The sequence below is a fragment of the Maridesulfovibrio sp. genome (assembly GCF_963666665.1).
Taxonomy (GTDB): Bacteria; Desulfobacterota; Desulfovibrionia; order Desulfovibrionales; family Desulfovibrionaceae; genus Maridesulfovibrio.
This window is the reverse complement of sequence record NZ_OY762999.1, coordinates 1640829-1657193: the sequence shown is the minus strand read 5'-3', so window position 1 is coordinate 1657193 and position 16365 is coordinate 1640829. Positions and strand designations below refer to the sequence as shown.

The following is a 16365-nucleotide window of genomic DNA, read 5'->3' as shown; positions in this document are numbered from 1 at the left end:
AGGCGCGATAACGTGCCGCAATAATCATTTTCCCGTTTCAAGGAGGAAGGACTGATGACTAAGGCTGAACTCGTTGTTAAGATTGCTGAGAAAGCAGGAATGACCAAAGCTGATGCAGAACGTTGCCTGAACTACTTTCTGGATACAGTAGAAGAAACCCTCGTTAACGAAGGTAAACTGACTCTTACAGGTTTCGGTACTTTCCAGGTTGACGAAAGAAAAGAGCGCGTAGGTCGCAACCCCCGCACCGGTGAAGAAATTAAGATTCCCGCTTGCAAGGTTGTAAAATTCCGCCCCGGTAAGCTTCTGAAAGACGCTGTAAAGTAGTTTAAGGAGATTTAATTATGTTGCATGGTGAAACTGTTCAGAGTCCTCTTCCTATGGATCTTCCTTGGTGGATGCCTGATCACTTTATTTTCTTCGGCGTCCTCTACGTTGTGATCGGTATTCTCGGTGCCGGAATGGCCTACTGTGCTGTTAAAGCATGGATGGATTCCAAAAACGATACCGCCGCTCACTAGTAGCACTTTTTAAGTGAGAATTTTTGTTCAGCATCTGCGTATGCGGGTGCTGGACATTTTTTTTGGGGATTGCCCTTGACTCCATGCAATATTTAACGTTAATAAAATCTCTTCCGCACATTACAATTTTTTGTGCGAGATTAATTCAGGGGGGTGATTTGATTGCCCGGTGTATATCTCGAAGATTCTGATAACTTTGAAATAGCTCTTCGCCGCTTCAAGAAGCAGGTTGAAAAAGCTGGAGTTCTTTCCGAACTCAAAAAGCGTCAGCACTATGAAAAGCCCAGCGTACAGCGTAAGAAGAAAAAAGCTGCTGCCCGCAAAAGGCTCATCAAAAAATGCGCAAAATGTCAATGGGTTAATATATGAGTCTCATTGAGCAGATTGATAAAGACTACATTGCGGCCTTCAAGGCCAAGGATGATGTAAAGAAGGCGGTTCTGAGACACCTCAAGACTGCCATCAAAAATCGCACTGTTGAACTGAAAGGGGAAATCCTTTCAGACGACGAAGTACTTGATCTTGTTGCAAAGCAGATCAAGCAGCGTAAGGATTCTATTGAGCAGTATAATGCTGCGGGGCGTCCCGAGCTGGCCGAAATTGAGGCTGTTGAAGTCGAAGCTCTTTCCGGCTACATGCCGGAGCAGCTTTCTGAAGAGGAAATTGCTGCTGCTATTGACAAAGCGATTGCCGATCTTGGCGCATCGTCCATGCAGGATATGGGTAAAGTGATGAAAGCCATCACTGAAGCCTATAAAGGACAGGTTGACGGAAAGGTCGTTAGCGGCCTCGTTCGTGCCCGTCTCTCCTGACATCAGCTAAAGCTGAATTTTAACGGCAGGCCCCGGAGTTTTTCCGGGGCTGTTTGCCGTTTTTTCTGTATTGGTGTCCCGTTTCATTCGGGATGCGTGATCTAACACTTTTCTATATTGGAATCCCATGGAGCCAAGATCTCTCCAGTTACTTGAATTTCCGAAAGTTCTTAATGTCCTTTCCGGCCACTGTGTTTCCACGTCCGGTGCAGAGGCTTGTCTTGCCCTGTCTCCCATGGATGACGCCGGTTCCATTAATTCCACAGCTCAATTTTTCAGGCAGGGTCAGAATTTCGTAAAAGAAACGGGATTCAGGCTCGGCACATTCCCTCCGCTGGAAGGACTTTTTCAGTATCTGGTCAAACCGAATAACGTGCTCGATGCTGATGCTCTTTATGCGCTGGTCCAGACTCTTGGGCAGGCCCTTACTCTCAAGGAAGCCCTTGAAATAGCAGAGAAGCGCGAGTGGGATACTATCATCGAATTTCTTGAAGGTGTAAGTTGGCCCGAAAAAACATTTTCCGGTCTCAAGCGTTGCCTTGATCAGGACGGAAATATTAAAGATGAAAGTTCCCCGGAACTTTATGATATACGCCAATCCATTCGTTCCCTGCATCAACGTTGCTCTAAAAAAGTGCGTGATTTCATCCACGGCGAGGATATTTCCCGTTTTCTGCAGGATGATTTCATGACCATCACCAACGACCGTTACGTTCTGCCGCTGAAGACAAACTTTAAAGGCCGTCTGCAGGGGATCGTTCACGATTATTCCAATACCGGTGAAACCTGCTATTTTGAGCCCATGTTCCTCGTGGAGCTCAATAACTCCATGCAGGAACTCAAGCAGCAGGAAAGGACTGAAGAACTCAAGATTCTGACCTATCTGACCGGACTGGTTCGTTCGGAGTACGATCAGTGCGAGGCTGCATACGTTTTTCTGGTTGAATACGATGTTCTACAGGCCAAGATAAATTTTGCGGAAGCAGTTAAAGCTGTCGCCGTTGACGTTCAGTCCGGTGCAGGCTTTGACCTTCGCGGTGCGCGTCACCCTCTTCTCGCCGCTGCAGAAGGCGGGGTTAACCCGCTTAATATTGAACTGCCTACTGAGCAGAAAGTCCTTATTGTCAGCGGCGGTAACGCCGGTGGTAAGACCGTCTGTTTGAAGACTGTCGGGTTGCTTTCAGTCATGGCTTTCAGTGGAATTCCCGTTCCGGTTGAAAAAGGCTCCGTACTTCCGTTGTTTAAGGAAATCTTCGTTATTATGGGTGACGAACAGTCTCTTGAAGAAAACGTAAGTACCTTTTCCGCTCAGATTCAGTCCATCAGCCGCATTTGGGATTCAATGGATTCCTCAACACTGTTCATTCTTGATGAATTCGGTTCCGGTACCGATCCGGCACAGGGTGCTGCTCTGGCACAGGCTGTGGTTGACGGACTGCTTGAAAATGGCGTGACCTGTTTTGCTGCAACTCACTTTCCGGCACTTAAGACTTATGCTTTGGTGACCGAAGGAGTACGTGCAGCCAGCGTGCTTTTTGATCCTTCTACCAAGAAGCCGCTTTTCTCCCTTGCCTATGATCAGGTTGGTGCTTCCATTGCGCTTGATGTTGCTCGCGAGCACGGTTTTCCTGAGTCCCTGCTTGCCAAGGCCGAGCAGTATCTGCTCATGGAAGGTTCTGATTCCGGTTCAGTTATGAACAGGCTTAATGAGCTTGCGGTAAGCCGGGAGAAAGAGCTTGAAGAGATGAACCGCATCAAAGCCAAGCTGGAGGATAAGCGCGCCAAGCTGGAAGAAAAGTTTGAGCGTGAACGTCTTACAGTTCTTGCTGATGTTAAAAAACAGGCTCAAAGCGTTCTTAAAGAATGGCAGGACGGTAAGATTGGCCGTAAGCAGGCTTTGAAAAAACTTTCTGAAGCGCGCTCTACAATCGGCGGTGATGAAAAGCCGAAAGATGATGTAAAGCCGTTTTCCTTTGACGATATCAAGGTAGGCAAGCCTATACTGAACATCAGCTGGAACCGTAAGGGTATGGTCATTGAAAAAGATGAACGTAAACAGCGGATCAAGGTTGATATGGACGGCGTAGCAATGTGGATTCCCGCAGATCAGCTTGGTCCTGTCGGCAAAAAGGCTGTGCAGGAAAAAGTGCGTCAGGTTGTAGATAAAGCCGACAAGAAAGCTCCCAAGGGTGAAATGACCCTCAAGATCGACCTGCGCGGTAAACGGGCTGATATTGCGATCAGCGAACTTGGACGTTTCTTTGATCAGGCACTGCTGCGCGGTGCTACTGAGCTTGAGATTGTTCATGGGCGCGGAACCGGGGTCTTGCGTCGCGAAGTGCATATTTTTCTGGATGATAATCCGGCTGTTGCCGGATACAGCCTTGCCCCGGAAGATAGGGGCGGCGACGGTATGACCGAGGTTGAATTAGTATAGTGCAAATTATTGCAGGCCGTGCTATGGATGTTCAGGCTGCAATGATTGTGCATTATTTCAACTGCTTCGAATTTTTTCGATGATGTTACGGAGGATTCTTTGGATAGAGCTGCCATAGAGGCCATCAAAGAACGCCTTGACATAGTCGATATCGTGCGCAGGTATGTAGAACTGAAACCCGTGTCCGGACGCTGGATGGGACTTTGTCCTTTTCATAATGAAAAGAGCGCTTCTTTCAGTGTTAACGGCGAGGAAGGTTTTTTCTATTGTTTCGGTTGTCAGGCGTCCGGGGATATTTTTGATTTTTACTCCCATATTAACGGGGTGGAATTCAAGGATGCTCTTGAACAGCTTGCGGCAGAAGCCGGGGTGGAGCTTACTCCGGGGAAAGTTGATCCGCAGGCAGCCAAGAGAAGTTCTGAACGCAAAATTTTCATGGATATGCATGAACATGCGGCTAAATATTTCAGTCGTATGCTCAAGCTTCCTGAAGGGCGTGAAGCCCGAAAATATCTCGAGGGCAGGGGCATGGATGCTTCTGTTATCGAGTCTTTCGGTCTGGGGTGCAGCACCGAGGATTGGCAGGGATTGGAAAAGTATTTGGTTTCCAAAGGTTATACAGCCGAGCAGGGAGTCAAAGCCGGACTTCTCTCCCAGAATGCCAAGGGCCGCACTTATGATCGTTTTCGCGCAAGGTTGATCTTTCCCATCACAAATTTATCGGGAAGGGTTATTGCTTTTGGCGGAAGAATAATTACAGATGGAGAACCGAAGTATTTAAACAGCAGTGATACCCCTATCTACAAGAAAGGGGAGCACCTGTACGGTCTTTCAACGGCCCGGAACTCCATTGCCCGAACCAAGCGGGCCCTGCTGACCGAAGGGTACATGGATGTTATTTCCCTGCATCAGTTCGGATATACAAATTCATGCGGGGTGCTGGGAACGGCACTTACCCCGGATCAGGTCAAAAGGCTCTCCGGGTTCTGTTCGAAAATAGATCTCGTTTTTGACGGGGATGCTGCCGGGCTGAAAGCGGCTTTGCGCAGTACGGAAATGATTCTTACGCAGGGAGTTTCCTGCGGTGTTGTCGTCCTTCCCGACGGGGAGGATGTGGATAGTATCCTTCAGTCCCGTGGGGCGGAAGGATTTCAAGTGTTTCTGGATAAGGCTCGTGATGGTCTGGAATTCAGTCTGGAAACCTTGCAGAAGGGGTCTTCACCCCGTGAAGTAATGGATTGGGCGCAGGGATTTCTGAAGAGGATGACCAGTGCGTCCTTACGTGCGTTTTATCTGCCTAAGGTCGCTAGCGGCCTTGGAGTGGCAGAAGCGGAATTAAGGTCGGTTTTTTCCGGTGCTCTCAATGCCCCGGTCCCGCAGCAGCAGAACATAGTTCAGAGGGATCAACACCGCGCTGCGACTCCGGTGGGGGCACAGGTTAAAGATGATAAATATTTCTTGAGGTATGCGGTAAAACATCCGGAATATGTCGTCGAATTATCGGAAAGGGGAGTAGCTCAGGTTCTGACCTCGCACTGGGGCAAAACACTGTGGTCTAAAATTGTGGCTCACAGCGGGCAGGACATCATCCCGTTACTCGATGATTCTGAAAAAAGATTCTATGCCGGTTGCCGGATGGAGGAAGCTCTCTCCGGTGAAGATCTGGAAGATGAATGGCGACATGTCTGTAGGGTAATTGCCCGGCGACGGTACGATATGGGCCGAAAAAAGCTCACCGATGCTTTGCGCCGTGCTCAGGCTCAAGGCGATACCGAACGCGTAAACGCGTACCTCAAAGTCCTGAACGACTCTGTATGGAGGGATGATGAGCAACATTAAGGATATTCAGGCGATTAAAACTCTGATTTCCGAAGGTAAGAAACAGGGGTTTTTGACCTTTGAACAGTTGGGGAAGGCTCTGCCTGCCGAGTTCAACAAGTCTGATCAGCTTGATGATGTAATCAAGATTTTCGACCAGTTGAACATTGCAATCGTCAACACACCCGAAGACGGCAAAAAGATTATGGATGCCGGGGTGGATAACGAGGATGACATTGATCTCACTGAAAGCGAAGAGGAAAGCGTAGATTACGTTTCCCGTTCCACTGACCCTGTGCGCATGTATCTGCGCGAAATGGGCGCGGTAGGACTTCTGGACCGTGAGGGCGAGGTTGTCATCGCCAAGAAAATTGAAAACGGCGAGATGGATGTCCTTTATGCACTGGTTGAAATTCCGGTTGCAATTGAAGAGCTCATCAACGTCGGTGAAGATCTTGACGAATCACGCATCAAGCTGAAGGATGTCGTTAAAACCATTGAGGAAGACGACCCCAGTGAAGATGAGATGAACCAGCGCCAGCGTGTTATTTTCCTGCTGGATGAAGTCAAGAAGCTTTATGAGAAGAAGAGAAAACTCTATGACAATCTCGACTACTGTGCCCGTCTGGACAAAAAAGTCGCTAAGGAACAGAACGAGATTGTAAGCTATAAGAATGAAATCGTTGAAAGACTTCGTGATATCAAAATCGAGAAGACTCTCATCGACCAGATCATTGAGACTGTAGGTGACTACGTAAGGCAGATGCATAACTGCCAGCGTGACCTTTCCGCATATATCCTCTCCACTGGTAAAACACAGCAGGAGATCAAGGAACTTTTCAAGCAGATCGATGACCGCGAAATCAATCCTGTTGCCGCTTCAGATGAACTCGGCATGACCGTTGACGAACTTTTTTCCTTTAAGGAAATGATCTCCGGTAAGATGGAAATTCTGGCTCGCCTGCAGGATAAATGCTGTCATAATGTGTATGACCTTGAAGAAGTTCTCTGGCGTATCAAGCATGGTAACCGCAGCGCAATGCGTGCTAAGCAGGAGCTTATCCGCGCCAACCTGCGTCTCGTTGTTTCCATTGCCAAGAAATACACCAACCGCGGGCTGCAGTTCCTCGACCTGATTCAGGAAGGTAACATCGGCCTGATGAAGGCGGTTGATAAATTTGAATACCAGCGTGGATACAAGTTCTCCACCTATGCAACCTGGTGGATCAGACAGGCCATCACCCGCGCGATTGCGGACCAGGCCCGTACCATCCGTATTCCGGTTCATATGATCGAGACTATTAACAAGCTGATCCGTACTTCCCGTTACCTTGTACAGGAACTGGGACGCGATCCTTCTCCGGAAGAAATTGCAGAGCGTATGGATTATCCGCTGGAAAAAGTTAAGAAAGTACTCAAGATTGCCAAGGAACCAATTTCCCTTGAAACACCTATCGGTGATGAAGAGGATTCGAGTCTCGGCGATTTTATTGAAGATAAGAAGGCCGCGGCGCCTGCTGAAGAGGTGGTCAGCACCAAACTCGGCGAGCAGATTGCGACCGTACTTTCCGATCTTACCCCCCGTGAGGAGCAGGTCCTGCGTAAGCGCTTCGGTATCGGCGAAAAGTCCGACCATACTCTTGAAGAGGTTGGTAAACTTTTTAACGTAACCCGTGAGCGTATCAGGCAGATTGAGGCCAAGGCCTTAAGAAAACTGCGTCATCCTGTTCGCAGTGCTTTACTGCGTTCCTACTACGAAAATTAAAAATAAGAGAGCGGTACGGATTGTTGTCCGTGCCGCTTTTTTATATGATGTAGAGACAGCAAGCGTCCGATTCTGTGGGAAGGATCGGCTGCGGGGCATTTATTTACCTTTACGCGAGGTAGGAAATAGTGAGATTCCGGCTCCGGCTGTCCCTGTGTGCCGATTTGAGTGTCAGGTTTATTAAATTCATAGATTTGAATTAACTTAAAATAAGTATGAATTTATTTTGAGTGCGCCGCACTATTTGTCTCGGCCAAACGCTTTAAGATTTGAGGATGAATATCTGATGGACAATTCTACTGTTTTGTTTCTTGTACCTGTTATTGCACTTGTTCTTGATCTCGTTTTAGGTGATCCCAAGTGGCTTCCCCATCCCGTGCGTTATATCGGTATGGCTCTCGACAAGTACAAAAACTGGGTTTTCTCCACCGGCATGTCCCGTAAGATTATGGGCGGTGTAGGTGTACTGGTTTTCGCTATAGTGGTCTGGAGTGTACTCAAGATTTTTCTGGCAATTCCTTTCTTCGGTGTGTTGATCGCCCTGTATCTTGCTTATGCAGGTCTTGCTCTCGGCTCCCTGCTCAGTGAGCACAAGAATGCAGCTTCTCTGCTGGACAGCGGCAGAATTGAAGATGCCCGTAAAGCAATTGCTGAACTGGTCAGCCGTGATGTTTCCGAACTCGATGAAAACGGTCTGCGTAAGGCTCTTGCTGAATCTACCAGCGAAAACCTGAACGACGGTTTCGTTGCTCCTTTCTTCTACCTCGTAGTTACCGGACCTGCCGGAATGTGGGTTTACAAAACCATCTCCACCATGGATTCCATGTGGGGCTACAAGAATGAAGAATTCAAGGAGTTCGGTTACTACGCAGCCAAGGCTGACGATGTGCTGGCTTTCATTCCCGCACGTATCACCGGTTTCATGATGCTGGCAGCAGGCCGTATTATGAAGCTTGATTGGGAATCCGCTTACGATAATCTCATCGAAGACGCCAACAAGACCGAAAGCCCCAACGCTGGTTGGTCCATGGCTCCTGCAGCATGGCTGTTGGGTGCTTCCATGGGCGGCAAGGCTGTATACTTCGGTGAAGAAAAAGAAAAGCCCGTTATCGGTCCTGAATCCGGTGAATGGACTTCCCTTAAGCTGAAGAGACTTGGTGCTCTGGTAATGACCACCGCAATCTTCTCCGCTGTTCTGCTCGACATCTACTTTGTAATGGTCTGGGCATCCGGCGTAGTTCACTAGTAATTAATCCGCCTTCAAGCTGACATTTAACCGGAATTTCGCAGCAGTGGAATTCCGGTTTTTTTATTGATGCTCAATGGTCTTCTTTTCTTGATTTTTACCCTACCCAAGTGGCTCTAATCCGTATAAAAGAATAAAAAAATACGGAGAATTTCATGCCTCAGGATCCATATAAAAATCGTGTTGTACTGGGTATTTTGGTTCTGGCTATATGTGCTTTTGTCGGGGCTGCTTTTTACGCCTTCAATTCATCTCTTTCAATGCCGGATAATTCTTATCTGGCTGCTCATCCGAAAGCACGCTGGATTAAGCTTGACCTGCCTTTTCGACTCAACGCCCGCAATAACGGTTCTGAAATAACCCTTTTCCGCCGCAAGTTTGAGCTCAAGGAGCCTATGGATATCAGTCTGCAACTAAAGGCTTTCCGTGGGGCCGGTGTCTGGCTGGATGGAGTGCCAGTGCGCAAGTTTGACGGGGATATGGGGAAATGGCGTGAAGGAATTGCACTTGTTCTGCCTGATCTGGCTGCCGGAAAACATGAATTGAAAATTGCGGTGGTCAATGAAAATGCACATCCGGCTCTGTTGTTATGGACTGAAGACGTAGGAGTCGAAGCTTTAGATATTTCCACTCCTGATGGTTGGGAAGCCAGTCGCGATGATTTTGTTTGGAATCAAGCCGCTGATGTTGCGACTCCGGGCAGTTTGCAAATTGCTAATGAATTTGAAAGTTCTGATCAGGCTTTGTTGGCGTCTTTGCCACTAATGTTGCCTTTGTTTTTGTTTGGGGCAGGTTTTGTCTGGTTACGTGAGAGCGGTAAGGGACCTGCATTTGTCCGCAGCATTGATTTCACCCCCGCACAATTCAGGTGTATTCTTCTTGGGTTATGGGCAGTCATGGCGTTTAATAATTTTCATGACCTGCCACTTAAGCTTGGTATGGATTCGGTCGGACACTTCAAATATATTGAGTACGTAGCCGAGAATTTCAGTCTGCCCAGTCCGCTTGAAGGATGGCAGATGTTTCAGCCTCCACTTTATTACATCATTTCCGCCGCATTTTATAAATTTCTGCTTTTGTTCATGGATGTTGAAAGTGCTCTCTATTGGCTGCGGCTGATACCGCTTGCCTGTGGCGCGATTATGATTGAAGTATGCTACAGATGCGCTGTTAAGGCTTTTGATGAAAATCGTTTCGCTCAGATCGGGGCAACCTTGATCAGCGGATTCCTGCCTATGAATTTTGCAATGGCCCAGTTTTGGGGCAATGAATCGCTTGCTGCTGTTTTTTCCGCATTAACGATCCTGATGTGCCTGATCATAATTAAAGATCGTGACAGACGAAATTTACTGGATTTCGCGCTTCTTGGTTTTTGCCTCGGCTTGGCCATTTTGAGCAAAGCGACCTGCACCCTTTTGATACCTATGGTTATCTTTTTTGTCCTTTTGCCCTTAATGGCAGAGAAAAGTGACTCTTCAGTTGATAAAGGCGCAAGTCTCAGGGGAGTTCTCCTGTGTTTGATAATTACAGCAGTCAGTGGCGGTTGGTATTACCTGCGGAATTGGCTCAGTTACGGTAAACCTTTCGTTGGTGGCTGGGATAAGATTCGTGAGATCAGCTGGTGGCAGGATCATAGCTATCGTATCTGGGAGCATTTCACCAGTTTTGGGAGTGCTGTCATCAAGCCCGTTTACTCTACAGTCAATGGAATCTGGGACGGACTTTATTCCACTCTCTGGTTGGATGCGAATCTGAGCGGGATGAGTAAATTTACCAGCAGGCCTCCGTGGGATGATCAGTTGATGATGGCGACAGCATTGTTGGCCTTAGTCCCGTCAATCATGATTCTGGCTGGGATAGGGAGAACATTTTACAAGCCCGTCAGGTCTGTCTTTAATGGGCGTATGTTTCTTGTCGCGTGTATCGTGGTCTATTTTACTGCCGAAGCATACCTGTATTTAAATTTACCCGTCTACAGCACAGCCAAGGCAAGCTACACACTCGGTCTGTTACCGTGTTATGGTATTCTCGCCATGGCAGGCATTAAACCATTGCTGAAAAATATCTATGTTAAGTCCGCGCTATGCGGTTTTATGACCGTCTGGGGAACGACAATATATCTGACTTACTTCGTTTAAAAGAAAAGGAGACTTGAACAAATCAAGTCTCCTTTTTTTACATTTATGCCGTACCAAGCTAGCTCATTTTAAAACCGATAAAAGGTTTTGAAGAGTCCGGAGAAACTTTTGCAAAAGTTTTTCCGGTCCCCGAAGGGCCGCCGGAGGCATTCTTATTTTTTCCCGAGTTCAACACTCCGCTTATAGCTCTGACGTACCGCATCAATAATATTGGCGCGGGTAGCGGTGCGGTCCAGATGGATGAGGGCTTGAACGGTAGTTCCTCCGGGAGAGGTTACCATTTCACGCAACTGACTGACGTGGAACTTGCTTTCCTGTGCCAGTTTGGTGGAGCCTTCAAACAGCTTCTGAACCATGGATGTGGCCTGTTCGCGAGGAATTCCCAGCTCAACTGCGGACTCGATCATCGCTTCAATAAAGTAGAAGACATAAGCGGGACCGGACCCGATTACCCCGGTAAATGCATCAAACTGGCTTTCAGCCAGTGCGTATACATCACCGAGCGGGGTGAACATTTCGCGAGTGAAGTTTGCCTGTTCATCACTGAGATGGCTATCATCAAGGCACACTGCAAACACACCTGCGTTTACCAGTGCGGGGGTGTTGGGCATTACCCTGACTACAGGGCAACGGTTCTCGCAGGAGTCTTTGAGTTTTTGTACTGTCAGGCCTGCTGCGATGGAGATAAGACATTTGGACTCGTTGAGTTCAGGTGTAATCTCTTCCAGAACTGCGGGAGCGTGCTGTGGTTTGACCGCCAGCACTATGAAGTCGGATTCCTTGGCAAGATCGCGGGGAGTCTCACATTGAATGAGCCCGGTCTCTTCGGCAAGGGCGTTCAGTGCCGTTTTGTTCAGGTCGGAACCAAGCAAGTTGATGCTGTCATCGCCAGCCATTCCTCTGATTATGGCGGCGCCCATGTTGCCTGTGCCGATAAATCCAACTTTTTTAGTCATATTAGTTTACCATTTCGAGGTTGCTGAAGAAGTAGGGTACTTCGATAGCTGCGGTTTCGGGTGCATCGGAGCCGTGGCATGCGTTTGCTTCGATTCCAGCGCCGAAAGCTTTGCGGATGGTACCTTCTGCTGCTTCATTGGGGTTAGTGGCACCCATGAGGTCACGGTAGCGCTTGATGGCGTTTTCGCCTTCAAGAACGGAAACAACGCAGGGGCCGGAAATCATGAACTCAACCAGTTCACCGAAGAAAGGACGCTCTTTGTGAACAGCGTAGAAACCTTCAGCCTGAGTCTGAGTCATGTGGATCATCTTGGTTGCCTTGATCTTCAGACCGGCGTCAGAGATCATTTTCATGATGTCGCCTATTTTACCGGCTTTAACTGCATCAGGCTTGATGATGGAAAAAGTAAGTTCGCTCATTGTTTAAGTCCTCCAAGTGTATTCTTTTTTGCGGATTTTCGCATTACTCAGGTTTTACCCTGAACGGGAAGTTCATGTTGTCGTGATCAGGAAAAGAGCATCCTGTCCGTGGCAACATCCTCGCCGCGAAGGGAGTAGAATCGATCAAGCAGATCTTCCACCTTAAGCCCCTTCTTCTCCTTCCCGGAAATATCCAGAATTATCATGCCCTGATGGAACATGATCAATCTATCGCCCATGTTGATAGCCTGATTCATGTTATGGGTAACCATAAGCGTGGTCAGGTTATCACGGCGTACAACGGCGTCGGTTATATCAAGAATTTTGCGTCCTGTCTTGGGGTCAAGTGCAGCTGTATGCTCGTCCAGTAATAAAATGTCAGGCCTTGTCATTGTTGCCATAAGCATGGTTAAAGCCTGTCTTTGACCACCGGACAGCAGTCCAACCTTATCCGCAAGTCTGTTTTCAAGCCCAAGTCCGAGAGTCGCAAGCTGTTCTTGAAACAGCTCCCGGTCACGAGCTTTCACGCCCAAGCCCAGCCCTCTTCGTTTGCCTCGTTTGAGGGCTAGAGCCATGTTCTGTTCAATGGAAAGTGATCCGCAGGTGCCGAGCAGCGGGTCCTGAAATACGCGGCCCAGATTTGCAGCGCGTTTGTGCTCCGGCCATCTGGTTACATCTTTGCCTGCAATGGTAATACTACCACTGCTGAGCATGAAAGTTCCGGCAATTGAATTCAGAAAAGTTGATTTTCCGGCACCGTTGGAACCGATGACAGTGATGAATTCACCAGCATTTACTTTCAGGTCTACTCCGCGCAGGGCCTGAACTTCATTGACGCTGTCTGGGTTGAAGGTCTTGGCTGCTTTTACAACTGTCAGCATTATACAGCCCTCCTTTTGAGCAGGCCGCTCTTAATTTGAGGGGAGACCAATGCTACGACGACCAGCGCTGCAGTAACAAGGTTCAGGTCACTGGGGGTGAAAGCAAAATCACCAAGACGTACGCCAAGGGCCAGAGCAATGGCGATGCGGTAGACAATTGATCCGAGCAGGGCGGAAAGCATTGCCCGGGTGACATTCGGTTTGCCGAAAAGGGTTTCCCCGATGATAACCGAGGCAAGTCCGGCGATGATGGTTCCTATGCCCATGTTTACATCGGCAGCTCCTTGGTTCTGGGCTACCAGCGCACCGGAAAGGGCGACCATGCCGTTCGAAAGACCTACTCCGAAGATGATCATCATATCGCGGTTAACACCGAGGCTGGTGATCATTTTAGGGTTGTCACCGGTAGCGAGCATTGCCAGTCCGAAAGATGTTTTCAGGAACCAGATCAGTACCAGCAGGGCTGTGCCGGAAATAATCGCGAAAAGTATAGGAGTGGAAAAGTGGGGTGCCAGTCCGCTAAGTTCAATGAACTGGTCAATCAGGGTGTCTTCGCCGAGCAGGGTCATATTCGGCCTGCCCATTATGCGGATATTTATGGAGTAAAGCGAGATCATGGTCAGGATGGAAGCAAGCAGGTGCAGGATTTTGAATTTGGTATTCAAAATACCGGTTACCGCTCCGGCAAGAAACCCTGCCCCAACGGCCATACTCATTCCGACAAGGGGATGGTAGCCGTTGCTGATGGCAACAGCCGAGACCGCAGCACCTAGCGGCAGACTGCCGTCCACTGTAAGGTCAGGGAAATCCAGTACCCGGAAAGTGAGGTACACACCTAGAACCATGAGCCCGAAAGCAGTTCCCTGCTCAATGGCTCCCATAAATGCATATAAACTGATCATGATATGTTAAACTTATTTTTTAGTGGGAAGCGCAAATAAAAAAAGGCGCAGAATGTACTGCGCCTTTAACTCTTATACGGAAGATTTGCAAATATTTACTTAATCACCTTGTCGGCCCGATCCATGACCTGTGCGGGGATTTTTACTCCCATTTTGGCTGCTGCTTTTTCATTTACAAACAGGCGCAGGTTCTGGAGTGTTTCAACAGGCATATCAGCCGGTTTGGCTTTCCCGCCGAGAATGCGGGCAGCCATGTCGGCGGTCTGCAGGCCCATGCGGTAGTAGTCAACGGCCAGAGCGGCCACAGTTCCGCGCTCTACTGAATCGGTGTCAGCAGAGAAGATAGGCAGCTTGTTCTGGCGGCAGACCTTGATGGCTGCTTCAAGGCCGGAGACAACGGTGTTGTCCAGCGGGATGTAGATGGCTTCACATTTGCCTACAAGGCTCTTGGCGGCCTGATAAACACCGCTGGAGTTGGCAATGGATGCCTCTTCTACCTTGATTCCGAAATCCTTGCAGATTTCCTTGAGCAGGTTGGTCAGTACGATGGAGTTGGCTTCACCGGCATTGTAGATGGTACCGATGGTTTTGATTTCAGGCATGAATTCCTTAATCAGTTCCACCTGACGCAGGACAGGGCTCATGTCGGTCATACCGGAGATATTCTTACCGGGCAGCATTAGGCTTTTGACCAGTCCTGCTGCTACCGGATCGGTAACACCGGTAAAGAGTACCGGAATATCTTTGATCTTCTGGGCAACTGCCTGTGAAGACGGGGTGGTGATGGTCATAACCAGATCGGGATTTTCACCTTTAATCTGGTTGGCAATCTGAATATTGGTGGCTTGATTACCCTGAGCGATATGCTCATTGTAAATTATATCAAAGCCGGCTTCTTTGAGTCTGTCTTTAAAACCGTCCCTCATGGCATCAAGGGAGGGATGTTCTACAATCTGGGAAATAGATACGGTGTAAGTCTGGGCGGAGTGGATGACGGGAACCGTCACCATGAACAGAAGTACGAGAAATAGGAGGATTTTTTTCATCCTGGTACAACCCTTTATTGAAAAATTATTTAATGAAATGAATTTGCCCTTAAAATGACACTTAAGTCAAGACAGGATCAAAATTATTTTTTACAATTATAGATTTAGCTGTAGCTTTAAATCCCGGCTGTAAGTCCAACCTGCAACCGATGTATTGCTCAGGGCTTAACTGTTGGGCCGCAACGAACTTACCGGAACAATCCTGATTTTTCCCTTGTTCTCAGCAACCCATTGGCGGATGGCTTTGAGGGTCTCATGGTTCGGATGCCCGATAGCAATGGCCTGCCCTTTTTTACGGGCAATCTTGGCTGCCTTGGAAAGCTGGTATTTAATGGCACCGACATCCTTGACGTTATCGAGGAATATGTTGCGTTCATAAAAGGTTACCCCGGCCTTTGCAGCGGCTTTGCGGCCCGCACTTTTGGGGGTGGTCCGGCTGTCGAGGAAAAACAGATGCTTTTTGTTTAACTGTTTCAGGGCTACCAGCATTCCGGTATAGTTCTCCGTGAAGCTTGAACCCATGTGGTTGTTAAGCCCGGTTGCTCCGGGAACTTTGGATATGGCTGCAAGTGTTGTTCGGCCTATCGTGTCCGCATCCATGCCTACAAGCAGGGCATCCGGTCCGGGATTGACTTTAGGATATCCTTTAGGTTGCATGGGTAGATGGACCATGATTTCATTGCCGCTTTTTTTGGCAATGGCGATGGTTTTTTTCACATGAGAGCTGTTAGGCCAGATGGAAAAAGTTATTTTTGCATCCAGAGCGGCCAGTCCTTTGGCCAGTTTAAGATCTTCGCCCATGTCGTCGATTACAATAGCCAGTTTGGGCGCGTTGGGATCAAGTTTTACCGGAGCGGGTTTCTGTTCCTTTACCACCGGGGTAAAGATGGAAAACTTATGGGTGGGTACTCCGTTGATGCTGATTAGCCATTTGTCTGTACCAACTTCGTGCAGGCTGGCATTAAGGGCGGTTGACTCCAATCCCTTTTGCACATTGGCGAGAAAAAGTTGTTTATCACCTGAGACAGGAAAGCTCAGCTGCTGGAAGTGGTAATCCCGTCCCTGATGTTTTTTCAGGGAAACATCTTCCAGCCGCAAATCGCTCATGGAGATTTTGGCCGCTTTCAGGGTATTGATCAGACTTAGGTCTATTTGTTTGACCAGATCGTCAAGGTCGCCTTCCATCGGCTCTTCATACAATGGAACTGAATTAACCGCAGTCTGTTCAGTTTCAGGTGATTCAGCGGAAGCATTGCTTTCTGGTGAACCGGAAACAAGCAGGGCGATTATCAGGCAGATGGATGCCGCAGCCGCAATAGTCAGAGCAGCAATGGCAACAGGTTTGGAAATGTAAGCCCGAAATCCCGGTTTGGTTTCCGGGACTTCGGGCTGATTGTTTTGTTCAGGATTATGCTGATCCAC

Annotated in this window: 15 protein-coding genes; 9 read left to right on the top strand and 6 right to left on the bottom strand. The window is 48.4% G+C overall.

Features of this window, described 5'->3' with window-relative positions; all coding sequences use genetic code 11:
• Positions 1 to 54 precede the first annotated feature (54 nt).
• From ACKU40_RS07570 to ACKU40_RS07530, 9 genes are all read left to right on the top strand, one after another.
• Positions 55 to 327, top strand: coding sequence for an HU family DNA-binding protein (locus ACKU40_RS07570; RefSeq protein WP_015336886.1), 273 nt, complete (start codon positions 55 to 57; stop codon positions 325 to 327).
• Between the two features lie 17 nt (positions 328 to 344).
• A complete protein-coding gene (locus tag ACKU40_RS07565; RefSeq protein WP_320175906.1) occupies positions 345 to 521 on the top strand; it encodes a hypothetical protein in 177 nt (58 codons plus the stop codon).
• A 162-nt stretch (positions 522 to 683) separates the two neighbouring features.
• Positions 684 to 890: a 30S ribosomal protein S21 gene (gene rpsU / locus ACKU40_RS07560; RefSeq protein ID WP_407944325.1), complete on the top strand. Its 207-nt coding sequence runs from the start codon at positions 684 to 686 to the stop codon at positions 888 to 890.
• Positions 887 to 1333: a GatB/YqeY domain-containing protein gene (locus ACKU40_RS07555; protein ID WP_320175905.1), complete on the top strand. Its 447-nt coding sequence runs from the start codon at positions 887 to 889 to the stop codon at positions 1331 to 1333. The genes rpsU and ACKU40_RS07555 overlap by 4 nt, the downstream gene beginning before the upstream one ends.
• A 127-nt stretch (positions 1334 to 1460) precedes the next feature.
• A complete protein-coding gene (locus tag ACKU40_RS07550; protein WP_320175904.1) occupies positions 1461 to 3770 on the top strand; it encodes an endonuclease MutS2 in 2310 nt (769 codons plus the stop codon).
• 99 nt (positions 3771 to 3869) lie between these two features.
• Positions 3870 to 5609, top strand: coding sequence for a DNA primase (dnaG, locus tag ACKU40_RS07545; protein ID WP_320175903.1), 1740 nt, complete (start codon positions 3870 to 3872; stop codon positions 5607 to 5609).
• Entirely contained in the window at positions 5596 to 7353 is a 1758-nt protein-coding gene (rpoD, locus tag ACKU40_RS07540; RefSeq protein WP_320175902.1) for an RNA polymerase sigma factor RpoD, read from the top strand. Before dnaG ends, rpoD begins: the two co-directional genes overlap by 14 nt.
• Positions 7354 to 7639: 286 nt before the next feature.
• Positions 7640 to 8599 carry an adenosylcobinamide-phosphate synthase CbiB gene (gene cbiB / locus ACKU40_RS07535; RefSeq protein WP_320175901.1) on the top strand — a complete coding sequence of 320 codons (960 nt, stop codon included), beginning with the start codon at positions 7640 to 7642 and terminating at the stop codon, positions 8597 to 8599.
• 155 nt (positions 8600 to 8754) lie between these two features.
• On the top strand, positions 8755 to 10737 hold the full coding sequence (locus tag ACKU40_RS07530; RefSeq protein ID WP_320175900.1) for a glycosyltransferase family 39 protein: 1983 nt from the start codon (positions 8755 to 8757) through the stop codon (positions 10735 to 10737).
• A 152-nt stretch (positions 10738 to 10889) separates the two neighbouring features.
• Here ACKU40_RS07530 and proC read toward each other — a convergent pair whose 3' ends face one another.
• The 6 genes from proC to ACKU40_RS07500 form a co-directional block, all read right to left on the bottom strand.
• On the bottom strand, positions 10890 to 11693 hold the full coding sequence (gene proC / locus ACKU40_RS07525) for a pyrroline-5-carboxylate reductase (protein WP_320175899.1): 804 nt from the start codon (positions 11691 to 11693) through the stop codon (positions 10890 to 10892).
• A gap of 1 nt (position 11694) precedes the next feature.
• On the bottom strand, positions 11695 to 12114 hold the full coding sequence (gene ndk / locus ACKU40_RS07520) for a nucleoside-diphosphate kinase (RefSeq protein ID WP_320175898.1): 420 nt from the start codon (positions 12112 to 12114) through the stop codon (positions 11695 to 11697).
• 86 nt (positions 12115 to 12200) lie between these two features.
• Positions 12201 to 12995, bottom strand: a complete 795-nt coding sequence (locus ACKU40_RS07515) for an ATP-binding cassette domain-containing protein (protein ID WP_320175897.1) — start codon at positions 12993 to 12995, stop codon at positions 12201 to 12203.
• Entirely contained in the window at positions 12995 to 13897 is a 903-nt protein-coding gene (locus ACKU40_RS07510) for an ABC transporter permease subunit (RefSeq protein WP_320175896.1), read from the bottom strand. The genes ACKU40_RS07515 and ACKU40_RS07510 overlap by 1 nt, the downstream gene beginning before the upstream one ends.
• A 95-nt stretch (positions 13898 to 13992) precedes the next feature.
• Complete coding sequence (locus ACKU40_RS07505; RefSeq protein ID WP_320175895.1) at positions 13993 to 14943, bottom strand: ABC transporter substrate-binding protein; 951 nt, start codon at positions 14941 to 14943, stop codon at positions 13993 to 13995.
• 165 nt (positions 14944 to 15108) lie between these two features.
• Positions 15109 to 16365, bottom strand: a complete 1257-nt coding sequence (locus ACKU40_RS07500; protein WP_320175894.1) for a divergent polysaccharide deacetylase family protein — start codon at positions 16363 to 16365, stop codon at positions 15109 to 15111.

Excerpts from the sequence above, each read along its gene's own strand:
- ACKU40_RS07570 (WP_015336886.1), top strand. The coding sequence starts at position 55 with ATGACTAAGGCTGAACTCGTTGTTAAGATTGCTGAGAAAGCAGGAATG.
- ACKU40_RS07565 (WP_320175906.1), top strand. The coding sequence starts at position 345 with ATGTTGCATGGTGAAACTGTTCAGAGTCCTCTTCCTATGGATCTTCCT.
- ACKU40_RS07555 (WP_320175905.1), top strand. The coding sequence starts at position 887 with ATGAGTCTCATTGAGCAGATTGATAAAGACTACATTGCGGCCTTCAAG.
- ACKU40_RS07550 (WP_320175904.1), top strand. The coding sequence starts at position 1,461 with ATGGAGCCAAGATCTCTCCAGTTACTTGAATTTCCGAAAGTTCTTAAT.
- rpoD (WP_320175902.1), top strand. The coding sequence starts at position 5,596 with ATGAGCAACATTAAGGATATTCAGGCGATTAAAACTCTGATTTCCGAA.
- cbiB (WP_320175901.1), top strand. The coding sequence starts at position 7,640 with ATGGACAATTCTACTGTTTTGTTTCTTGTACCTGTTATTGCACTTGTT.
- ACKU40_RS07530 (WP_320175900.1), top strand. The coding sequence starts at position 8,755 with ATGCCTCAGGATCCATATAAAAATCGTGTTGTACTGGGTATTTTGGTT.
- proC (WP_320175899.1), bottom strand. The coding sequence starts at position 11,693 with ATGACTAAAAAAGTTGGATTTATCGGCACAGGCAACATGGGCGCCGCC.
- ndk (WP_320175898.1), bottom strand. The coding sequence starts at position 12,114 with ATGAGCGAACTTACTTTTTCCATCATCAAGCCTGATGCAGTTAAAGCC.
- ACKU40_RS07515 (WP_320175897.1), bottom strand. The coding sequence starts at position 12,995 with ATGCTGACAGTTGTAAAAGCAGCCAAGACCTTCAACCCAGACAGCGTC.
- ACKU40_RS07510 (WP_320175896.1), bottom strand. The coding sequence starts at position 13,897 with ATGATCAGTTTATATGCATTTATGGGAGCCATTGAGCAGGGAACTGCT.
- ACKU40_RS07505 (WP_320175895.1), bottom strand. The coding sequence starts at position 14,943 with ATGAAAAAAATCCTCCTATTTCTCGTACTTCTGTTCATGGTGACGGTT.